Origin of the sequence: Bacteroides sp. A1C1, assembly GCF_004328515.1 — a bacterium.
Lineage (GTDB): Bacteria > Bacteroidota > Bacteroidia > Bacteroidales > Bacteroidaceae > Bacteroides > Bacteroides uniformis.
Map to the genome: position 1 here is coordinate 2,751,710 of NZ_CP036491.1, position 21,226 is coordinate 2,772,935.

13 protein-coding genes are annotated in these 21,226 nt (G+C 48.3%); 4 read left to right on the top strand and 9 right to left on the bottom strand.

The window, feature by feature from the left end; translation table 11 throughout:
• Window positions 1-21: 21 nt before the first annotated feature.
• Window positions 22-1,479, top strand: a complete 1,458-nt coding sequence (rodA, locus tag EYA81_RS11100) for a rod shape-determining protein RodA (RefSeq protein ID WP_061412063.1) — start codon at window positions 22-24, stop codon at window positions 1,477-1,479.
• A 295-nt stretch (window positions 1,480-1,774) separates the two neighbouring features.
• Here rodA and EYA81_RS11105 read toward each other — a convergent pair whose 3' ends face one another.
• From EYA81_RS11105 to EYA81_RS11125, 5 genes are all read right to left on the bottom strand, one after another.
• Window positions 1,775-2,260 carry a gliding motility lipoprotein GldH gene (locus tag EYA81_RS11105; protein ID WP_117966327.1) on the bottom strand — a complete coding sequence of 162 codons (486 nt, stop codon included), beginning with the start codon at window positions 2,258-2,260 and terminating at the stop codon, window positions 1,775-1,777.
• Complete coding sequence (locus EYA81_RS11110; RefSeq protein ID WP_171030462.1) at window positions 2,238-3,611, bottom strand: regulatory iron-sulfur-containing complex subunit RicT; 1,374 nt, start codon at window positions 3,609-3,611, stop codon at window positions 2,238-2,240. Before EYA81_RS11110 ends, EYA81_RS11105 begins: the two co-directional genes overlap by 23 nt.
• Window positions 3,612-3,684: 73 nt before the next feature.
• The gene (locus EYA81_RS11115; protein WP_131225744.1) at window positions 3,685-4,812 is read right to left on the bottom strand and encodes a DNA polymerase III subunit delta'; all 1,128 of its coding nucleotides are present in this window, start codon (window positions 4,810-4,812) and stop codon (window positions 3,685-3,687) included.
• A gap of 72 nt (window positions 4,813-4,884) precedes the next feature.
• Window positions 4,885-5,838 (bottom strand): methylenetetrahydrofolate reductase [NAD(P)H], encoded by a 954-nt coding sequence (metF, locus tag EYA81_RS11120; protein WP_117599230.1) that lies wholly within the window; start codon window positions 5,836-5,838, stop codon window positions 4,885-4,887.
• A gap of 91 nt (window positions 5,839-5,929) precedes the next feature.
• On the bottom strand, window positions 5,930-7,837 hold the full coding sequence (locus EYA81_RS11125; protein ID WP_117599231.1) for a fimbrillin family protein: 1,908 nt from the start codon (window positions 7,835-7,837) through the stop codon (window positions 5,930-5,932).
• A 341-nt stretch (window positions 7,838-8,178) separates the two neighbouring features.
• Here EYA81_RS11125 and metA point away from each other — a divergent pair, with 341 nt between their 5' ends.
• From metA to EYA81_RS11140, 3 genes are read left to right on the top strand one after another with little or no spacing between them, the layout of a single operon-like run.
• The gene (gene metA, locus EYA81_RS11130; protein WP_117599232.1) at window positions 8,179-9,096 is read left to right on the top strand and encodes a homoserine O-succinyltransferase; all 918 of its coding nucleotides are present in this window, start codon (window positions 8,179-8,181) and stop codon (window positions 9,094-9,096) included.
• A 32-nt stretch (window positions 9,097-9,128) separates the two neighbouring features.
• The gene (locus tag EYA81_RS11135; RefSeq protein ID WP_131225745.1) at window positions 9,129-10,994 is read left to right on the top strand and encodes a U32 family peptidase; all 1,866 of its coding nucleotides are present in this window, start codon (window positions 9,129-9,131) and stop codon (window positions 10,992-10,994) included.
• A 41-nt stretch (window positions 10,995-11,035) separates the two neighbouring features.
• Window positions 11,036-12,091, top strand: coding sequence for a hypothetical protein (locus EYA81_RS11140; protein WP_117599234.1), 1,056 nt, complete (start codon window positions 11,036-11,038; stop codon window positions 12,089-12,091).
• A gap of 5 nt (window positions 12,092-12,096) precedes the next feature.
• On the opposite strand, the gene EYA81_RS11145 is transcribed toward EYA81_RS11140, so the two are convergent.
• The 4 genes from EYA81_RS11145 to EYA81_RS11160 all read right to left on the bottom strand — a co-directional run bounded on the left by EYA81_RS11145 (window position 12,097) and on the right by EYA81_RS11160 (window position 21,224).
• Complete coding sequence (locus tag EYA81_RS11145) at window positions 12,097-14,553, bottom strand: TonB-dependent receptor (RefSeq protein WP_131225746.1); 2,457 nt, start codon at window positions 14,551-14,553, stop codon at window positions 12,097-12,099.
• 263 nt (window positions 14,554-14,816) lie between these two features.
• The gene (locus EYA81_RS11150) at window positions 14,817-15,425 is read right to left on the bottom strand and encodes a LuxR C-terminal-related transcriptional regulator (RefSeq protein ID WP_117599236.1); all 609 of its coding nucleotides are present in this window, start codon (window positions 15,423-15,425) and stop codon (window positions 14,817-14,819) included.
• A gap of 88 nt (window positions 15,426-15,513) precedes the next feature.
• Window positions 15,514-19,506, bottom strand: a complete 3,993-nt coding sequence (locus tag EYA81_RS11155; RefSeq protein ID WP_131225747.1) for a hybrid sensor histidine kinase/response regulator transcription factor — start codon at window positions 19,504-19,506, stop codon at window positions 15,514-15,516.
• Window positions 19,507-19,601: 95 nt separating this feature from the next.
• Window positions 19,602-21,224 carry an NAD(P)/FAD-dependent oxidoreductase gene (locus tag EYA81_RS11160; RefSeq protein ID WP_117966342.1) on the bottom strand — a complete coding sequence of 541 codons (1,623 nt, stop codon included), beginning with the start codon at window positions 21,222-21,224 and terminating at the stop codon, window positions 19,602-19,604.
• Between the last annotated feature and the right edge of the window lie 2 nt (window positions 21,225-21,226).

Below are 21,226 nucleotides of genomic sequence, written 5' to 3' on the forward strand. Positions count from 1 at the left end.
AATCGTAAAATTGTAAATAAATTGGTGACGAGGAGAGATAGCATATGGAAATCATTGGACTGGGTGACGATTGTCGTTTACCTGCTGCTGATTGTATTCGGCTGGTTCAGTGTTTGTGGAGCAAGTTATGATTATGGTGACCGTGACTTTCTGGACTTCTCTACGCGTGCCGGCAAGCAGTTTGTCTGGATTATATGTTCCTTCGGGTTGGGGTTTGTGCTGCTGATGCTGGACGATTCCCTCTATGACATGTTCTCCTACCTTATATATATAGGGCTGATGCTGTTGCTGATTGTCACGATATTCATTGCGCCCGACACGAAAGGGTCGCGGTCGTGGCTCATCCTGGGGCCGGTCAGTTTGCAGCCGGCGGAGTTTGCCAAGTTTGCCACGGCGCTGGCGCTTGCCAAGTATATGAGCGCCTACTCGTTTACGATGAAGAACTGGAAAAGCTCCCTTATGCTGGCTTTCCTGATTCTCTTCCCCATGTTGCTGATTATCCTGCAGCGGGAGACGGGTTCGGCATTGGTGTACTCTGCATTTTTCCTGATGCTTTATCGGGAGGGAATGCCGGGCGTGGTACTGTTCTCGGGTATATGTGCAGTGGTCTACTTTGTGGTGGGCATCCGTTTTGATGCGGTGATGATTGCCGATACGCCGACGCCTATCGGAGAATTTGCCGTGTTGCTGATGGTACTGCTTTTTGCCGGAGGAATGGTATGGGTTTATAAAAAGCGTTGGGAACCCACGCGGAATATTATCGGCGGTTCGCTGGGAGTGCTGCTCGTGGCTTATCTGATTTCGGAATACGTGGTACCCTTCAACTTGGTGTGGGTGCAGTGGGGGCTTTGTGCACTTGTTGTCGGGTATCTTGTCTTTCTTTCTTTAAGCGAGCGCCATTTATCTTATTTTCTGATTGGGCTGTTTGCTTTGGGTTCGATAGGTTTCCTCTACTCCAGCGACTACTTCTTCAATAAAGTGCTGGAGCCCCATCAACAGATACGTATCAAGGTGGTACTCGGTATGGAAGAGGACCTTGCTGGTGCCGGCTATAACGTGAACCAGTCGAAGATAGCCATCGGTTCCGGGGGGCTGACCGGCAAAGGTTTCTTGAACGGTACGCAGACAAAGCTGAAGTATGTGCCGGAGCAAGATACGGACTTCATTTTTTGCACCGTGGGTGAGGAGGAAGGATTCGTAGGGTCTACGGCTGTACTGTTACTGTTCCTTATTCTTATTTTACGGCTGATTGCCGTGGCCGAGCGGCAGCAATCTCCCTTTGGCCGGGTGTATGGTTACTCTGTGCTTAGTATATTCTTGTTCCATCTATTCATCAATATAGGCATGGTGCTGGGACTGACCCCCGTCATCGGTATCCCGTTGCCTTTCTTCAGTTACGGAGGTTCTTCTCTTTGGGGATTCACAATCCTGCTGTTTATTTTCCTGCGGATTGATGCGGGACGTAATCGCCGAATTTAGTTATGACCGTTTCCTTGTGGGACATACGAATGGACTTGATTATCATTACATTGCATTTGCACATTGTTGACATCGTAATGTAAAGGCTGTTACATCGCATTGTAACGTCCTTTACGCTGTATTGTAACGACCTTTACATGCTGGTGTAACGGCCGATACATTCTGGCGTAAAAGACGTAACGCTATGAGGTAAGAGGGCAAGTTATGATACCCCGCCCGTTTCCGCTTCAAGGAGACGTGAGTGGGAGACTGAGATGGTTGTTAGAAGAAGGTGATAAAGAACAATAGGGAGTTCCTATCTCTTCAGTTTGATGCCGATGTCATTGATTCCTTGCAGCCTTTCGTCCGGTAGCGTATAGGCCACTTTAAAGAGGTAGGTGCCGGGTTTGCCGATTTGAACGCTTCCTGCGGAGACGGCAGTCTGATAGAGACCTCCCCAGCCGTCACCTTTCCAGATCCCTTCTTTGTCCGCCAGGATTAGCTGTATGGTGTCTGCGGGGGAAGGGATGGAATCTGCGGTGGTGTAGCAGATGGATAGAGGTAGATTCTGATAGGGGTAGTTGCTTCGGTTACGAACTTCCAGAGACAGTTTGTAGTAGGTCAGTGAGTCGGTGACCTTCACGTCGAAAGAGAGCGTGTCTTCGCGCGGCCAGCCTTCGGTGGGGAGGGATTGGAAGGAATGGTATACGGTCTGTTTGTCGCAAGCGCTCAGCAGGCTTGCGACAAACAGTAGTATGATACCTTTCAGGCAGAGATTCCTATTCTTGAGCCGGTTTGTCATTTTGGGCAGGTCTTTCACCTTGAGGTTTGGGCTTATTGTTACGGGGCGGACGACGGTTGTTATTGTTCCGTTGTTGACGTTCGCCTTGTTGCTGTTCACCTTGTTTGGGTACTTGCCGGTCTTGTTTCTGTCTCGGTTGCCGGTCTTGCCTGGATTGTTCTCTCTGGTTGTTGGATTGGGGAGCACCCTGCTCACCTCCTTGCGGACGACCGTTCCCACTCTTTTTCTTTCTCTTGTTACGGCTGTTGTTGCTGTTCTCGTTACCGTTGCCGTCACCGCCACTCTTGCCTTTCCGGCTGCGGTCAAAGCGTGTGAGGCTCTCTTGTTCCAGCAAGTCCACCGGCTTTTTGGGTTCGGAGCGATGGGCTTCTTCTATCAAGCTGTCGGGCTTGATGCCACGTTTGTTCAAACCGATAATCTCGAAGGCGCGTCTGCCGCTGATGGTCACCAGGTTGGCAGGGATGTTCTTGTCGCTTGAGTAGGTTATCTGGTTGCTCAGAATGTCGGCTTTGAAGAAGAAGAACTCGCCGTCTTTGGTTTCCAGGGTAATCTCGCGTGAGGGCAGGCGTTTCTGTGCTTCCACGTAGCAGTCTACTTCGTAGTTGAGGCAGCACTTCAGTTTGGCGCATTGTCCGGCAAGCTTCTGCGGATTCAGTGAAATGTCCTGGAAGCGCGCCGCGCTGGTGGATACCGATACGAAGGAGGTCATCCAGGTGGCGCAGCACAGCTCGCGTCCGCAGGGACCGATACCGCCGATGCGTCCGGCTTCCTGGCGGGCACCAATCTGTTTCATCTCGATACGCACGCGGAAAGCGTCGGCAAGTACCTTGATGAGCTGGCGGAAGTCCACCCGTTCGTCGGCTATGTAGTAGAAGATGGCCTTGTTGCCGTCTCCCTGGTATTCCACGTCACCAATCTTCATGTTGAGGTTGAGGTCCAGGGCAATCTGGCGCGAGCGTATCATGGTGGCGTGCTCGCGGGCTTTTGCTTCGTTGTACTTCTCCATATCTACGGGCTTCGCCTTGCGGTAGATGCGTTTGATGTCTGCCTCGGACTTGATATTGGCTTTCTTCATTTGCAGCGGCACGAGGCGTCCGGTCAGGGTCACCACGCCGATGTCATGTCCGGGGGTGGCTTCTACGGCTACGATGTCGCCTTTCTCCAGGGGTATCTTGTTGCTGTTGCGGAAATATCCCTTGCGGGTGTTCTTGAACTGAACTTCCACCAGCTCGCTCTCATCGGCATTGCCCGGTATGTCGGCCAGCCAGTCGTAGGTGTTCAGTTGCTTGTCCTGCCTGCCGCAACTCTTGCAGCAGAGACCTCCGCTTCCGTTATGTAGTTTAAATTCCATCATCTGTTTATTTACTATTTGACTATTTACTATTTACGATTTGATACTTTGCATTTCATTATCTTGCCACTTTTCATTGTTTCAATAAAACAATCATTTTGAGGGAGAAGTCGAAGAACACCATGCGGGCGTTCACGTTCTGCTCGATGTGGCGCTGCGCTTCACTCAGTTCGTCCATGATGCCCACGACGTTACGCTCGTTGACAAAGGGGGCGAAGCGGGTGGCGAAGTTCTGTTCGGGCAACGTCATGTAGTTCATCTCCTTGCGGTGCAGGTTGTAGATGAAGTTCTCGCGGGTCATACGCTGGCAGTAGTCCAGGAAGTTCTTCTGCCGTTCGCGTCCCATGGCGGCAAGCTGCTCGCTCCATTGTTTCATTTCCCGTATCTTGCGCTGGTAGGAGAGTCGCATCAGGCTGACAAAGAGATTGAAGAACAGTTCGTTCTCCTCGTTCATATGGATGGTCTCCAATGCTTTGATAAAGTCTCCGTTTGCCAGGTGGGCTATGGTCTCGCTGTCGCGGGGCTGCACTCCGTACTTCTGCTGTAAGGCTCCTGCTATGTCAACTTCTTCAATCTTGGGGATGTTGAAGCGTTGCGTGCGGCTGAGGATGGTGGGCAGTATCATTTCCGGAGCTTCGGAAATGAGGAGGAATATCGTTTTCTCGGGCGGCTCTTCCAGCAGCTTCAGCAGCTTGTTGGCGCAGACTTCGTGCATTTTTTCGGGCAGCCATACGATGGTGACTTTGTAACCTCCTTCGCTGGATTTCAGACTGAGCTTGCGGGTTATCTCGTCGCTTTCTTTGGCATAAATGATGGCTTGCCCGTTTTCGGCATCCATCTCGTTCAGCCAATGATTCAGTCCGAAGTAGGGGCTGTTCAGCAGCAGGTGCCGCCAGTTGGTGATATAGTCGTCGCAGACTTCCTTTTTCCCTTTGGCACTCTTGACGATAGGGTATACGAAGTGTACGTCCGGGTGCACCAGCTTGTTCCATTTCACGCAGGAGGGACAAGTACCGCAGGCATCGGTTTCCGTCCGGTTGGGACAGCAGATGTAGCGGGCATAGGCAAGTGCCAATGGGAGTTTTCCTACTCCGGCAGGGCCGCAGAAGAGTTGTGCGTGGGGGATACGTCCTTCCTGCACTTCTTGTATCAGCCTTTGCTTGGCTGGCTCTTGGCCTATTATGTCCTTGAAACTGAACACGGGGTAATTAGTTATAAGTTATTACTTGTGACACTGCCTGTTGTCAATTGTCAACTGTTGATTGTCCATTGTTTAGTAGATTTGTTTGGCTACTTCCTTGATGCTGTCTGTAGCTCCTACCGAGTAGAAGTGGAGGCTTGGGACGCCATGGGCTATCAGCTCTTTGCACTGCTGCACGCACCATTCGATACCCACTTGCTGAGCTTCTGCGTCGGTGTTGCACTTCAGAACCTCTTGGGTCAGTTCCTTGGGCAAATCTACTTTGAACGTCTTGGGTATCATGCTGAGTTGTGACAGCTTCTTGAAGGGCTTGATGCCCGGGATAATCGGGATGGTGACACCGGCTTGGCGGGCGCGTTCCACGAAGTCGAAATATTTCCGGTTGTCGTAGAAGAGCTGGGTCACGGCATACTCTGCACCCATTTCCATTTTCTTCTTCAGCCAGTAGATGTCTGTATCCATGTTGGGGGCTTCTTCATGCTTTTCCGGATAGCAGGCTACGCCGTACGAAAACGGGGTATTGGTAACTTTCATCTCGGAGCCGTCCACAAAGATGCCTTTATTGAAGTTGTTGATTTGTTCTTGTAGTTCGACGGCGTGGTGGTAACCGTTGCCTACGGGGATAAACGAAGATTCGTGCTTTGCCTTGTCGCCACGAAGCACCAGCAGGTCGGTGATGCCGAGGAATTGCAGGTCGAGCAGCACGTACTCCGTCTCCTCGCGGGTGAAGCCGCTGCAAAGGATGTGCGGCACCATGGTGATGTTGTACTTGTTCTGGATGGCAGCAGCTACGGCTACGGTGCCGGGGCGGCGGCGCAGGCGGTTTCGCTGGAACAATCCGTTGCCGAGGTCTTTGTACACGTACTCGCTGCGGTGCGTGGTGATGTTGATGTATTTGGGGTCGAATTCCCGTAACGTATCTATGGTCTGATACAGCTTTTCGATGCCCGTACCTTTCAGTGGTGGCAATATTTCAAAGGAAAAAGCTGTTTTTTCGTTACTGTTTATCAGGTCGATTACTCTCATTTCTCTTTCGTTATCTTTGTCCGATTGGCAAAAATCTTGCACATTGGGAACAAAAATACAAAAAAGAAATGAGAAATGTCGAAATTGCCGGCTATTCTTTTATACAGCGGATGGAAAGAGCTTTATAGTAGGGCTTGCCGGTGACATGGGCGGCGCTTGAGACAAACTCGTCGCTTTCGCCGAGAAAATAAATGGTGCTTTCCGAAAGGGTATGCTTTGTATGATCCCAACTCCAGAAGGCGGTCATTTTGTTTGGACTGTTGTGCCCCTTGTTGTACCACATTCCTACGGGAAAAGCATTGAACCGGGTATAGTTGTTGACGGGGGCTACTTCACCGGATACCATTGTCTGCCATTCTCCGGCTTTTAGTATGGAGCTGTCGTTGCCGGTATAGCTTTTCAGCTGTTCCCAGTCTGCATCCGATGGTATTTTCCAGCCTTCGGGTACCAGCTCTCCTGCCAGTATGGCTTCTCCATTGTAAAAATAAATATCATACTTATCCGGCTTGTAATATCCGGCTTTGTCTGTTCCCAAATCAATCTGTTTTTTCAAGGGAGTTCCGTCACGGTAGGTGGTGGCATGGAGCTCTTTCCCCATCCAGTATTGGGCTCCAATCTTGACAATGGGGTATTCGGTAGACACTCCTTTTCTGATGTCTCGAAGGGTGTAGCATGCCACATTCACCTTGATGGCGTTTTCCGGCTTTTCCAGAAGTAGTTTATGGCTGTTGTCTATATAGAGCTTGTCTATGCCGGTATATTCCCCTTTAGTGTAGGTAAATCCATAGTCGTCTGTATTCCAGCTTATTCTTCCTCCGCAGATGGTGTCTTTACGGTCCGCAAGCTGTAGGATGACGCCATTGCTCAGGTCGGCCTTTTCATTTTTACCTATGGGATAGGCTATAACGGCTCTGGAAGTCAATGACGCTGATTTGAGATATTCCTTGCAGACTTCTGCAATGGGTATCCCTTCGTGATAAATTCTGTATACATTTGAAAGAGAAAAGGAGAGAGCGGAAATATGTATGGCAGTGTAATCTTCCATATTATCGGTGTCGATGGGAGGGAGGCTGCTCCATTCCTTGATTTTGCCGGCAAAGCTGCTCAGGACGTTGCTGTTGCTCTGCATGGCTGATATGTTGATGATACATTGCGTGCTGCTACTCATTTCCACTTCGGGTATTGCACAACTGTATATACGTCCGCTCCACTCCATAATGAAGGATTGCTTGCCATCATTTATCGTTTGGGGTATGATAATGAATTCCTTGCCGGTAAGTTTGTTGTCTTTGACACTCCATTCACCGGAGGCTATGATGTCTTGTGTCCCCGTAAGATTACTGAAAGTCCCGTCTTCCAGATTATAATCGGCCGAGGTCTTGAGCCCGGTTGCGATGATACGCGGATTGGCTTTCAGCAAATCATTGGCAGAGTTGCTTGTGTCGGGTGTCAGAGAGATTGCCAGTTTGGACAGCTTGTGTTGGAACTCCAGGGTTACAGATTTGGTTTTATTGGTGATTCCTTGCGCTTTAGCTACCAAGAAGTCACTTTGTGCGCGGTTTTTCTCATTGCTTTGGTCTATCTGTACAGATACGGGAAGAACGGGTGTACCGGCAACTACCCCTTCGGTTTGGTAAGGGTGGTAACTGATAAAGTCCAGTGGCACATCTCCTTCCGGATAGAATACTGTCTTTTGGGGAATCAGTGTAGAGCCTTCCGTATATTCCAGAGCCAGATTGTCAATATACCGTTTCCCCTTGATAGAGCCGGAGGAAGTGGTTGCAAACAAGCCCATTTTGTCTCCTTTTTCAAAGGCGGTGTTTGTGACCTTGGTACTGGCCTTTTCTATTTTGATAGAGAACGTGATAGGCGTCGTCCCTTCCTCGATTTCCGCTTCTGATTCTTCGTCAATCCGGTTCACACAAGCTGTATTCCCTAAGGACACGCAGCAGAATAAAGAGGCAGCTAAGACTCCTCTTGCAAGAATAAGTTTTTTCATTATATTATTATTGCGGGGCAACGGTTTTTTCCGCTTTCCCAGTTATACTCAATGAACCTTGTCTTAAAAATGTGGATTTAGCAGAGCTATAACCGGTATGGAAAAGTCTTTTACGCTTTTGGATGCTAATTATCAGTATCACGCTTGATGCCGCAGTGCTTTTTAACCTTATTTTTTAATAACTTTTAATAGGTTTCGGGTACAAATGTAATTAAACGTGTTAAATGAAGAGGGATAAATCGATAAAACTTTTATAATTTATTTATCACACTCTGATTTTTTGCCTAACTTTACACGCTAAAATAGTAGACAGTAATAAGTTAAACCATAGATATAAACTCATGCCTTTAAATTTACCCGATAAACTACCCGCTATCGAGTTGCTGAAAGAGGAGAATATTTTTGTCATTGATAATTCCCGGGCAACCCAGCAGGATATCCGTCCGCTGCGTATCGTGATTCTGAACTTGATGCCGCTAAAGATTACAACGGAAACGGACTTGGTGCGTCTGCTTTCCAATACTCCGCTTCAGGTGGAAATCTCGTTCATGAAGATAAAAAGCCATACTTCCAAGAACACTCCGATAGAACACATGAAAACATTCTATACGGATTTCGACAAGATGCGCGGTGAAAAGTACGATGGCATGATTATCACCGGTGCTCCGGTAGAGCAGATGGATTTTGAGGAGGTGACTTATTGGGATGAGATTATTGAAATCTTCGACTGGGCGCGTACGCATGTCACCTCTACGCTCTACATCTGCTGGGCGGCGCAGGCAGGGCTCTATCATCATTATGGAGTGCCGAAGTATGCACTGGATAAGAAGATGTTCGGTATCTTTGAACATCGTACCTTGCAACCGTTGCATCCCATTTTCCGTGGATTTGATGATATATTCTATGTGCCGCATAGCCGCCACACGGAAGTGCGCCGGGAAGATATACAGAAGGTTCCGGAATTGACGCTGCTTTCCGAGTCGGAGGATGCCGGTGTATATATGGCGGTGGCCCGTGGAGGGCGTGAGTTCTTCGTGACCGGCCATTCGGAATACTCTCCGTTGACGCTGGACACAGAGTATCGCCGTGACTTGAATAAGGGCCTGCCCATCGAGATACCCCGTAACTACTATGTGGACGATGACCCGGACAAAGGAGTGTTGGTGCGTTGGCGTGCCCATGCCAATCTGTTGTTCTCCAATTGGCTGAATTATTTTGTATATCAGGAGACACCGTATAATATTAATGATATAGAGTGAGTAGCGTGTCACTTGTCACTCGTAATTGAACAATGATAAAACAACGTAAAATAGAGCTGCTGGCTCCTGCCAAGAATTTGGAGTGTGGCATAGAAGCTGTGAATCATGGAGCGGATACGGTCTACATCGGTGCACCCAAGTTCGGTGCGCGTGCTGCTGCTGTCAACTCTTTGGAGGATATTGCCGCTTTGGTGGAGCATGCCCATCTGTATAATGCCCGTATCTATGTGACGGTCAATACCATTCTGAAAGAAGAAGAGCTGAAAGAGACAGAGAGGATGATTTGGGAATTGTACCGTATCGGTGTGGATGCGCTGATTGTACAGGACATGGGGATTACGCGGCTGAATTTGCCGCCCATCCCGTTGCATGGCAGTACACAGATGGATAACCGTACGCCGGAGAAAGTACGTTTCCTTGCCGATGCCGGTTTCCGTCAGGTGGTGTTGGCACGCGAACTTTCTTTGCAGGAGATACGCGGTATCCATGAGGCGTGTCCCGACGTGCCGCTCGAAGTCTTTGTACACGGGGCTCTTTGCGTCAGTTATAGCGGGCAGTGCTATGTCAGCCAGGCTTGTTTCGGACGGAGTGCCAACCGGGGGGAATGTGCGCAATTCTGCCGTTTACCCTTCAGTCTGGTAGATGCCGATGGCAAGACCATTGTGCGTAATAAGCATTTGCTTTCTTTGAAAGACCTCAACCAAAGTGAGGTGTTGGAAGAACTGCTGGATGCCGGAGCCACTTCCTTGAAGATAGAAGGCCGCTTGAAGGATGTGACGTACGTGAAGAATGTGACGGCGGCTTACCGTAGGCGACTCGATGCCATTTTTGCCCGTCGCAAGGAATATGCCCGTGCCTCTTCGGGCACTTGCCGTTTCGATTTTCAGCCACAGTTGGACAAGAGTTTCAGTCGTGGTTTCACTCATTACTTCCTGCAAGGAAGGGGAGGGGAGATCACTTCGTTCGATACGCCCAAATCTTTGGGAGAGGAGATGGGCACTTTGAAGGAACAGCGCGGGGGCTATCTCACGGTGGCAGGCATAAAGCCTTTCCACAACGGAGACGGTGTCTGCTTCTTGGATGAGCAAGGACGTTTGCAAGGTTTCCGTATCAACCGGGTGGATGGCAACAAGCTCTATCCGGCAGGGGAAGTGCCCCGTATTAAACCACGTACCCGGCTTTATCGTAACTTCGACCAGGAATTTGAACGTATCCTTACCCGTAAATCCTCCGAACGCAAAATCGGTGTTTGTTGGGAGTTGGCAGATAATTCTTTCGGATTTAGCCTGACGGCTGCGGACGAAGATGATAACCGCGTGACACTTTCTTTCCCTTATCCGAAGGAGTTGGCACGTACACCGCAGGCGGATAACCTGCGCAGCCAACTGGCTAAGTTGGGAAATACACCTTTCGAGGTAGCCGGGCATTTATCAGAAGAGGCGTCGGGTATCAGGCTCAATCTTTCTGCGAATTGGTTCATTCCTGCTTCTGTGGTGGCGGACTGGCGCCGGCAGGTGATAGATAAGCTGATTGAGGCTCGGCGTGTTACTTATCGTCGTGAGCTGGCTGTTTGGAAACCGACCAGCCATGCTTTCCCGGCTACTTCGCTGACCTATCTGGGCAATGTGATGAACAGTGCTGCCCGGAGTTTTTACCGTGAGCATGGACTCTCGTCTATAGCGCCTGCCTATGAGGCACAAGCGGTTCCAGAGGCTGTGCTCATGTTCTGCAAACATTGCCTGCGTTTCAGTATGGGATGGTGTCCCACCTATCAGAAAGGACATTCTCCCTATAGGGAACCTTATTATTTGGTTGGGACGGACGGCAAGCGTTTCCGCTTGTCGTTTGATTGTAAGAATTGCCAGATGAAAGTCATTGCTCATGAAGAGCCGCTTTAATGAAGGACGAAGAATGAGGAATTACTAATAAAGACTTGAAAATGAGGAGTGAGGAACGGGCACATAATGAAAGGCTGGCAAATGACCGGTACCGGGAAGCGGGCAGGGACAAACATCCTTTGCGTTCACTGCGTTCCCTCCTATTCTGCATTCTTTATTTTTTATGCTTCATTGCTTTAGTTTCCTGTCATTATTCCCGTCCTAATCTTGAAGATGAACATCTGTCTAAGGAGACGCGTGATTCGCTGACCTATCTTTTTGAACGGCATTATACTTGGAATACCAATCTGGAAGTGCTGGCAGATTCTGTGAATTTGGCTTGTCTGCCCGTGAAGGACTGTTATAATATGCTTTATCGGGGAGACCGCGTGGTGGTTGCCGAGTTCGCCATCCATCCTGCCGACAGTGTGGATAGTGTATGGGTGAAGCTTGCCCATTCGCAGGAAGTGCAGGGCTGGTTGCGGGAGTCCGAAATGATGCATGCCTTTGTTCCTACAGACAGCATTTCGCAGGCCATCTACTTGTTCAGTGATACCCATGCCTCTTATTTTATCATTATTTTTGCCTTGTTTGTGACAGTCTGGCTGTTCCGGGCTTTTCGGCGCAAGCAGCTAAGGATGGTGTACTTTAATGATATAGACAGTCTCTATCCGTTGTTGCTATGTCTGTTGATGGCGTTCTGTGCCACTATTTACGAATCTATACAAGTGTTTGCGCCGGAGACGTGGCAACACTTCTATTTTAATCCTACCTTGTCGCCGTTCAAGGTACCGTTTGTGCTTTCTGCTTTTCTGATGGGATTCTGGCTGTTTATCGTGGTGTTGCTGGCGGTACTCGACGATTTGTTCCGCCAGTTAAGTCCGGCGGCGGCCGTATTCTATCTGTTGGGGCTGGCCTCCTGCTGCATCTTCTGTTATTTCTTCTTTATCCTTACTACATCTATCTACGTCGGATACTTGTTTTTGGCTGCTTTTGTATGGGTATTCCTCAAAAGGCTTCGTATTTCGCTGCTGGCTTCACGCTATCGTTGCGGCAGATGCGGGCAGAAATTAAGGGAGAAGGGAGTCTGTCCGCATTGCGGAGCTATCAATGAATAAGGAAATCAGAATCTGCATCGTAGTTCTATCCCTGCTTGCACGGGACGTCCTTTCTGCATAAATCCGTTTCCCATACTCTCGAAGTAGAAGGAGGCGTAATCCTTGTTGAGGGCATTGCGCACCCAGAAGTCAATTTGTCCATGTCCTTTCTGGAAGCTGATGCGTCCGTTCAGCGTGCCGTAGAAGGCTTGGCTCACGGTATTTTTCTCGGTCCAGTAGATGCGCCCGGCACCGGTGTAGTTAGCATTCAGCTGGATGCGGTCCAGCCAGTACCCCGGACGGATGCGGAAGATGTACTGACCGCCCACGTTCATGGTATGCTTGGGAACAAAAGGTACATACTTGCCATTGTAGCTGATTTCCTGAAGCTCACCATTTACTTTTTCGTTGGTGATGTAGTCCTTAAAGATGGCACGAGTATAGCCATAACTTGCATTCAGCGTGAAATCCGTAGTAACGGCAGCTGTCAAGGCAATCTCTGCCCCTTGGCTGCGGCTTTTACCGGCATTTGCCGTTTCACGTCCCAGTCCACTTGGGGCGAAACGTGAAATCTGTTGGTCGCGGGTTTCCAGCCAGAAGATGGAGGCGTCGGCATGCAGACGTCCGTCAAACAGATTCAGGTGAGTTCCTATTTCGTAGTTCCAGGTTTGTTCGGGTTTATAGACAGTGGCAGATTTTGCATCCGGATTCTCTCCTGCATCGGGGAAGTATTTGCTCACCAACTCTTTGTAGGCATCCGGTACGTTGGACATAATCGCCTCTTTGCTTTGCCGCATCATGTCGTTTTTCAAACTGGATTGCAGCAAGTCGGAGAACATCTGCACGTTGTAGCCTCCCGAACGGTAACCTTTGCTGACCGTAGCGTAAATGTTTCCTCTGTTTCGCGCAAAGTCATACTGCAAAGCAAACTTGGGCAACAGCTGAAGATAATCTTTGTCGATACTTCCCTGGTAGCGAGACTCTACGGTCAGCGCTGTCTCCGGCATCATCTCTATTTCGCGGATGACGACATCGCCTCGCTTCATTTCTCCCTTGATGCCCACCTTGTACTCCAGGCTGGTGCCGGAGTTGTAATCCATGTTCATACGTTCATAATCCAAACGTAGCCCGGCGGTGAAGGACACTCCTTTCAGCCCGAATAAATCTCTGAAGGTGGATTGATGAAAGAGCGCCCCATTCAGCAGCGGAGTGTCGAAACTGCCTCCGATGGGCATAGCCCGGCTGATGATGCCCAGTGAGGGCAGGATATTCATGCTCATGGACGGACCCATCTCTACTTGTATTTGTGATGGAATGACACTACCCAACATCTGGTTCAGCATCCCCATTCCGGCTTCTTTGAAGGTTACGGGAGCTTCCGTATTCAGCCATTGGTAGAAGCCGAAGGCACCGGTGGTCCATTGCCAGCGGTTGCCGCTTTTACTCTTCAAGATGATTTCCTCGCTCAGTGCGTGGGAGCATTGTTTCTGTTGCAAGGTATAGATGTCGTTGGCGGTGAAGTCTTGGTCTATGTCCATGCAGTCCTTTAGAAACTGGTAGCCGGTGACCATGCTCAACGTGAAGTGCTGTGCCTGGTATTCCAGGTTCAGACCGGTGTTCAGCAGGTTGCGGTAATAGTTGCTTCGGGCATTGTTGGAGACCTTTCCAATGTAGGGTTTCATCGCCTCGCTCTGTGCTTCGGGGGCCAGGCTACCTTGATAGAAATACGGGTATCCTCTTTGGTCGCTGTATTCGTAGTTGATGTTCAGGTCCACCTTCCAGTTGTCCGAAGGGAGGTAAATGGCGCGGATGCGTCCGCCTGCCGATTGCCCCTTGTCCGCTTTCTCGTCCCTCACCGTGTTGCGGAAGAATCCTCCTTGATAATCGTAAAACCCTCCGGTGGAAAAGGCGAACCGTTCCGAAAGCCGATGATAGTGGGTCAGCGAGGTATTATAGGCATTGTGCGTACCTGCCCCCATGCGGAAGTCCGTTCCCTGGTAGGAGAAGGGAGATTTGGTGTGTACCTTAATCAATCCGCCCATAGCATTGCGCCCGTAGAGCGTGCCTTGCGGACCGCGTAGCACGTCGATGCGCTCTACGTCGGCATAGCTGAAGTCGAAGGCTGACTTGTCTATATAAGGTATATTGTCTACATAAAGTCCTACGGAGGGAGTGTTGATGCGTGAACCTATGCCGCGGATATAGACAGCCGAAGTCAGTCGAGATCCGTAGTCGGGGATAAATATATTGGGCACTACGGATGTCAGATTCTTGATGGAGTTTACTTGTGCGTTCTGCATGTCCTGTTGCGAAAGCAGGGTGACGGCAGTGGGCTGCTCGCGCAGTTTCCGGTTTTCTTTTGGGGTAGCAATGACGGTTATTTCCTCTACGTCTACCACTTTCAAAGTGTCTGCCTCTTCGGCAAGTACATTGCCGGTTGCCAAAAGGCAGAAGATGCCGGCTAAAATTCTATATCTGTTCATAAACTGTTTTTTTGTACCTGCAAAGTAAGGGGATTCTTGCGGAAGGGGCAATCCTCATTTATTAGGATTTCGTTCTTGGAGTGCTAATCTTAAATCGCTCTATCATGTGGAAAATATCGTTCCATCGTGGAGTAAAAATCGTTCCACCATGGTGGAACGATTTTTACTCCACGATGGAACGATTAAACTTTGGCATACAAGTACACTGATTAGGGCGGAGCCTTTCTGAAAAACTCCGCTTCTGATGTGTTCCGGTTGCAGGATTATATTCTGTCGGCTTCCACATATCCGTGCATGACTGCATAGATAGTCAGCCCGGATACGGACTTGATGCCCAGCTTCTCGGTGATATTCTTGCGGTGTGAGATGACGGTGGTCAGGCTGATGTTCAGTTTGTCGGCAATCTCCTTGTTGATGAGGCCTTTGGTAATCAGCACCAGCACTTCTATTTCTCGGGCGGAAAGGTCGTGGCTGGTGGTGTCTGGTGCCATGTTTGCGTGTCCGGCAGACTCCGGTCTGCCTTGGTGCAGGTGGTATTGGTCTCCGTATTGACGCAGCTGCAGAATGTTCTTTGCCAGGTTCTGTTCGTCCTGATAGATGTTCAACGTCGGCACGCTCGACAATTGGGGAACGGTTTCACCGTTGACCAGCACAATGGTTTTGGGTTTGCGCTCCAGAAAGAAAGCGGTATGCTCGAAGTAAATCTGCGAGGAGATGAAGTAATGCACATACATGTCAGGCGTATCATCCATCAGCTCACCAAAGGAACGGAAAGAGCGGATGACGGCTGTCGGGATGATTTCCTCCAGCAAGTTCTGCAGTCCCAGGCAGGAGAGGGTGTTGGAGTCGACGATTGCTATTTCAGGAGTCATTCTCGTTTTTTGTTTCTGCAAAAATACGGATAATTTTTTAGGGTTTGGCTGTGTGGGGCTGCAAAATGAAAAATTCTCCTATGCAGAACTATTCTCCCTCTCCTTTGGGGGAGCAGGGAGTGTCTCCTTTCGCATATTGGCTGGGGCTGACATTGAAATATTTCTTAAAGACTTCCCGAAAGTATTTCCCATCGCAGAAACCGGTTCTTTCTGCGACTTCGGTAATAGAATATTTTCCCTCTTTTAGTAAATTGGCAGCGTGTTTCAAACGAATATTCCGTACGAAATCTGCCGGGGCCTGGGCGGTTAGCGCTTTCAGCTTGTTGTAGAAACTGGTGCGACTCATGTTCAGGAGAGAACATAAGGTGTCTACTGTGAAATCGGGATTATCTATGTTATCTTCGATGTTCTTCTTTACATTGGACATGAATATCCAATCAAGGCTATTGGAACAAGTAGCTGTAGGAGGTTCCTCTTCTGCTGCATTGATTTCCAAATCTGCATACTTCTTACGTAGCAATGCACGGTTGGCAAGCAGATTGGCTATACTGGCTTTCAGTATGTTTATGCTGAAGGGTTTTACAATATATTCGTCAGCACCGATCTGGAGACCTTCAAGAATGTTTTTTTCATCTCCCAGTGCCGTCAGCAGTAGTATCGGGATATGGGAAGTTTCGATGTCGCTCTTGATGGCTGTACATAATTCGTCTCCTCGCATTTCCGGCATCATGATGTCGGAAAGAATCAGTTCTGGCCAGAATTGTTTTACAATAGCAAGCGCTTCTTTGCCGTTACCGCATACTTGCACGTTGTAATTGGGGGAGAATGACTGGAGCAGATAGTTTCGTAGCTCGTCATTGTCCTCTACAATCAAGATACGTTGCAGTTTGTCCTTGTCTTCGGTCAGGAAAGAGTCGGTACGTTCCGAAGGAGTAATGGGAACGTCCAGTTCATAGGCAGACTTCTTCTCTTTGATTGCCAATGTGAAGTGCTTGAACTGTTCTTTATCTTTGGGCAGGGTGATTCTGATAGTAGTGCCTTGATGTTCGGTACTTTCAATGTGTATTTTGCCATTGTGCAGGTTTACCAGTTTCCGTACCAGCATTAAACCGATGCCACTCCCCGTGGTCTTGGAGTTAATGGCGTTTGTACCACGGAAGTGCATCTTGAATAATTTCCTTTGTTCTTTGGCTGGAATCCCTATGCCATTGTCTTTGATCTCCAGTCTCCACGTATTTCCAATGTCATATACGGAAATGAGTATGTCACCTTTTTCAGGAGTATATTTCAAGGCATTGGATATGACGTTCTTCAGGATGGAGTCCATTTTCTCTTTATCGAACCACACATTCATGTAACTGAAGTTACTTTCATATCTGAAAGAAATGTGCTTTATGGCAGCGTATGTACGGAAAATATTGTATATCTCCTTTATATAAGTATTCAGTTCATATTCTGCTATGTACAGATGGGAGGAATATACTTCTGCCCGTTCGAAGTTTATCAGATTGGTGGTCATGTGCAGGAGTGAATTGACATTTCTCAGTGCCATGTACATATTGTTGGTCTCGGCTTCGTTCAATGTCTTGTTTTCAAGCATTTCTTCCAGAGGTGCCTTTATCAGTGTCAATGGCGTGCGGATATCATGTGCGGTATTGACAAAGAAGCGGGTTTTCTCATCGGATATCTTTTTTTGTTTTCTCAGTGCTATGATACGAAAACCGGTAATGAACATCAATGCCGCCAATAAAACATAGCAAGCTATAGCCCAAAAACTGAACCAGACGGGACGCGCAATGCTGATGTCGATACTTCGCTCTTCAAAATAGAGATACGGCTCTTCCTTGGATACCGCCCGTATGCAAAGCTTGTAATCGCCCGAGGCAAGATTGGTGAAGCGGAGATGCCCTTCTTCACTCAGTCGGTTCCAGTCATCGTAAAATCCTTCCAATTTCCAGTAGAAAGTGACATTGTCCGGTGCGTCATAATTAATGGATGAAATGTTGAGAGAGAAAGTGTTCTGGTTATATTTCAGCTTTAACCGGTCTGTCTGGTTGATGTTTTCCTTCAAGGGGGAATTCATACTGCCGGGAAAGACTGTCTGATAGAATATCTGAAAATCGCTGAGTATCATGGGGGAGTAGATGTACTTGGGAAGACGGGTTCCTTCGGGGAATTCGATGGCTCCGTCTGTGCTGCCAAAGACAAAACCCTTGTTCTTGCGTAGCGTTCCGGAAGAGGCGCTGAAGCAGGAGGACATCAGCCCTTGCTCTTTGGTCCAGTTGTGGAATATCTTCTCCGCAGGGTGGAAACAGCTGATCCCGTTTTCAGTGCTCATCAGGATATGCCCGTCCGACTCGGGGAGTATGGTGTAGATGTTGTTTGAAATCAAGGCACAATTGTCCTTATGATAATGCTTGAACGTACTGTCCTTTGCGTTGTATACAACCACTCCGGAGCCGTTTGTTCCTATATATAGAGAGAGGTCTTCCGCTTGGTAAAGTGTGTTGATATAGGTCGCCTCTTCCTGCAAGGCGATATATTGGAATCTGCCTGACTCTCTGTCCAACAGATATAGTCCGGTACTTGTCCCAATCCACATGTGTCCGTCGTCCTTTTCTGTAATGGCGGTGATGGAATTTATTCCGGGATACAGACGGACAGAATTCAGGGACAAATCGAAGCACTTCAGATTGTAGAACCCTCCGGACCAGATATATCCTTTGGAGTCTTTTACAATGTCGCGGATATACTTGTCAGGACGAATGTTGTCCGGATTGAGCAGGTAAGGGGAGAAATATTCTACCGAGAGTGTCCTTTTATTTATTTTGTATACTCCCGAAGTATATCCTCCTGCCCAAATAATGCCGGGTGATACCTCGCATAGCGTAATGAAGATGTGGTTCTTGTCTTTCAGTTGATGGTCGAAAGAGCTCAGGAATGAATGCCACTGCCCGGTTTTTGATTGATAAAGGCTGATTCCGTTGCTTGTTCCGAACCATAGGTCTCCGTCACTGTCTTCAATGACAGAGTGCACCTGGTCGTTGACCAGCGATTGTCTGTTTCCGATGGAATGCTTTATCCAGTTGTAGTTTTTGTACCGGTTGTCTATAATGGTAATCCCTTCCGGGTAGTTGGCTATCCATATCCGCTTTTCTTCATCAATATAAATGTCATTGATGTTATTGCTGTTCATCTCATTGTAACTTTTGTAGCTGGAGGTGATGTACGGTTCCGAGATGCACGAGTTCACATTGATTTTGTGTATGCCCATACCTTCTGTTGCTATCAATAGTTCTGTCCGGTTCAGAGGTCTGATTCGGGCGATGTTTACATCGCTCAAATCTGTATTGGAGTGTATAATTCGTTGTTGCCGTATGTCGTAGGCAAAGACTCCTTTTTCAAAAGTACCGATGAAAAGTCTTTGTGACTCTTGGTGGAAATAGAGTGCACTGATTTGGGCCCGGATTTTGTCAAGAGGTTCAAGAGGGACAATCTGCAATGTTTTGTTTTCGAGTTTGACGTATCGCGCTCCCTTGCTGGTGCCCATGAAGAAGTGGTTATTGTCTATTTGTTCGATACTTGTAATGCTCCTTTTTAATTCATTGGGCATTTGATGGGTTTCTCCGGTCTTTGTGTCATAGAGAATGATACTGTATTTGCTACATAGCCAAATTCTATTATTGTGATCCATATAGCTACAGCTGATATTGACCGATGCTTTGGGCAGTTTATATATCCTGTTGAACGAATCGCGTTCTTGGTTATATTGAAAAATGCATCCGGATTTGCCTATTACCCATAATTTCCCTTGGTCTTCAAAATATAGCCAGCCAAGATGGATGGGGGAGTTTGACTTTTTATCTTCTTCAATTAATTTGTAATGTTTGATGTCTTTTCCATTGTACCGGTCTATGCCTTCGTTGGTGAGGAACCACATGTAACCTATTGAATCCTTTTGAATGTCGAAGATTCTGCGGTTACTTAATCCGTTTTCCACTCCGATGTATTTATAGGTTTGCGCTGTGGCAATGAAAGGTAAGAAAAATAGAAAGCATACAATGTTTCTGATGAATCTCATATAAATATTTCTATAAATACAATAAAACAATGTATATGTGATAATTGTTTACAAATTAAACGATAAAATAAAAATTTGAATGTAAATATTATAGCTTAATTAAAGAATGCCTTTGCCGCTTCCGCACATCGTTCGCCGTCAATTCCGGCAGAAACAATGCCGCCAGCGTATCCGGCGCCTTCTCCGCAGGGGAATAGTCCTTTTACGCGTACATGTTGTAGTGTCTCCTTATCTCTTGTTATGCGTACCGGAGCCGATGTACGGGTTTCCACTCCAATCATGACCGCCTCATTCGTCAAGAACCCCCGGCTGTATTTCCCGAATAACTGAAAACCTTTGCTCAGGCGTTCTGCAATGAAAGAAGGCATCCAGAAGTGGAGAGGCGAGGAGACCAATCCCGGTGCATACGAAGTTTCCGGCAGGTCGTAACTTAGTTTTTTCTTAGTGAAGTCTGCCATTCTCTGTGCCGGTGCTGTCTGCTTCATATTGCCTTGTTGCCAGCAGAGGCGCTCCAGATATTCTTGAAAGTACATCATGCTTAATGGGGAATTGACGGTTGGCAATTGACAATTAGCCGCGCTGTCGTGCTGCATAGAAATTGTAAATTGTAGATTGTCAATAGTAAATTGCTCTATGTCTTCCGGGCGTAGCTCTACCACCATTCCCGAATTGCTCCAACGGGAACCGCGGTTGCTGGGACTCATCCCGTTGACTACAATCTGCTCGGGACCGCTGGCGGCGGGCACAACAAAACCACCGGGACACATGCAGAAGCTATATACTCCTCGTCCGTCTACCTGGTTTACAAAGCTATATTCGGCGGCAGGCAGATATTTTCCCCGTCCGTTCCGGTTGTGATATTGTATTTGGTCTATTAAGGTGGCGGGATGTTCCAGTCGTACGCCTACCGCAATGCCTTTAGCTTCAATCTCTACATTGTTGGCGGCAAGCCAGCGGTATACATCCCGGGCAGAGTGACCGGTGGCAAGTATCACCGGACCGAGGAAAATCTTGCCGGTATTTGTTTCAATGCCTTTGACTTCATCCTTCTCTATGAGCAGAGCGTCCATGCGTGTTTCGAAGTGAACCTCGCCACCGCACTGGATGATAGTGTTCCGCATGTTTTCAATGACACGCGGCAGTTTGTCCGTACCTATGTGCGGATGTGCATCTACCAGTATAGAAGTGGAGGCTCCATGTTGGCAGAAGACGTTCAGAATCTTGTCTACATTACCGCGCTTTTTGCTGCGTGTGTACAGCTTGCCATCCGAGTAGGCTCCGGCACCTCCCTCTCCGAAGCTGTAATTGGACTCCGGGTTGACGAGTTGCTGGCGGCTGATTTGCGCCAGGTCTTTCTTGCGTTCCCGTACGTCCTTTCCACGTTCCACAATGACGGGGCGCAGACCGAGCTCTATCAGGCGCAGAGCGGCGAAGAGTCCTCCGGGACCGGCGCCTACCACTACTACTTGGTTTTTTCCTTCTACATTATTATATAAGGTATGTTGATATTCGTCCTCTTTCGGCATTTCGTTCAGATATGCCCGTACGTTGAGGTTGATATAGATGCTCCGTTGGCGGGCATCGATACTGCGCTTCAAGATGCGCGTTGCTGTTATTTCCCCTGCATTCAGTCCTTTCTCATGTACTAAGTACTCTTTCAGGCGTTGCTCGTTTGCCGCTACTTCGGGCAATACGCGCAGTTGGTATTCTTGTATCATAA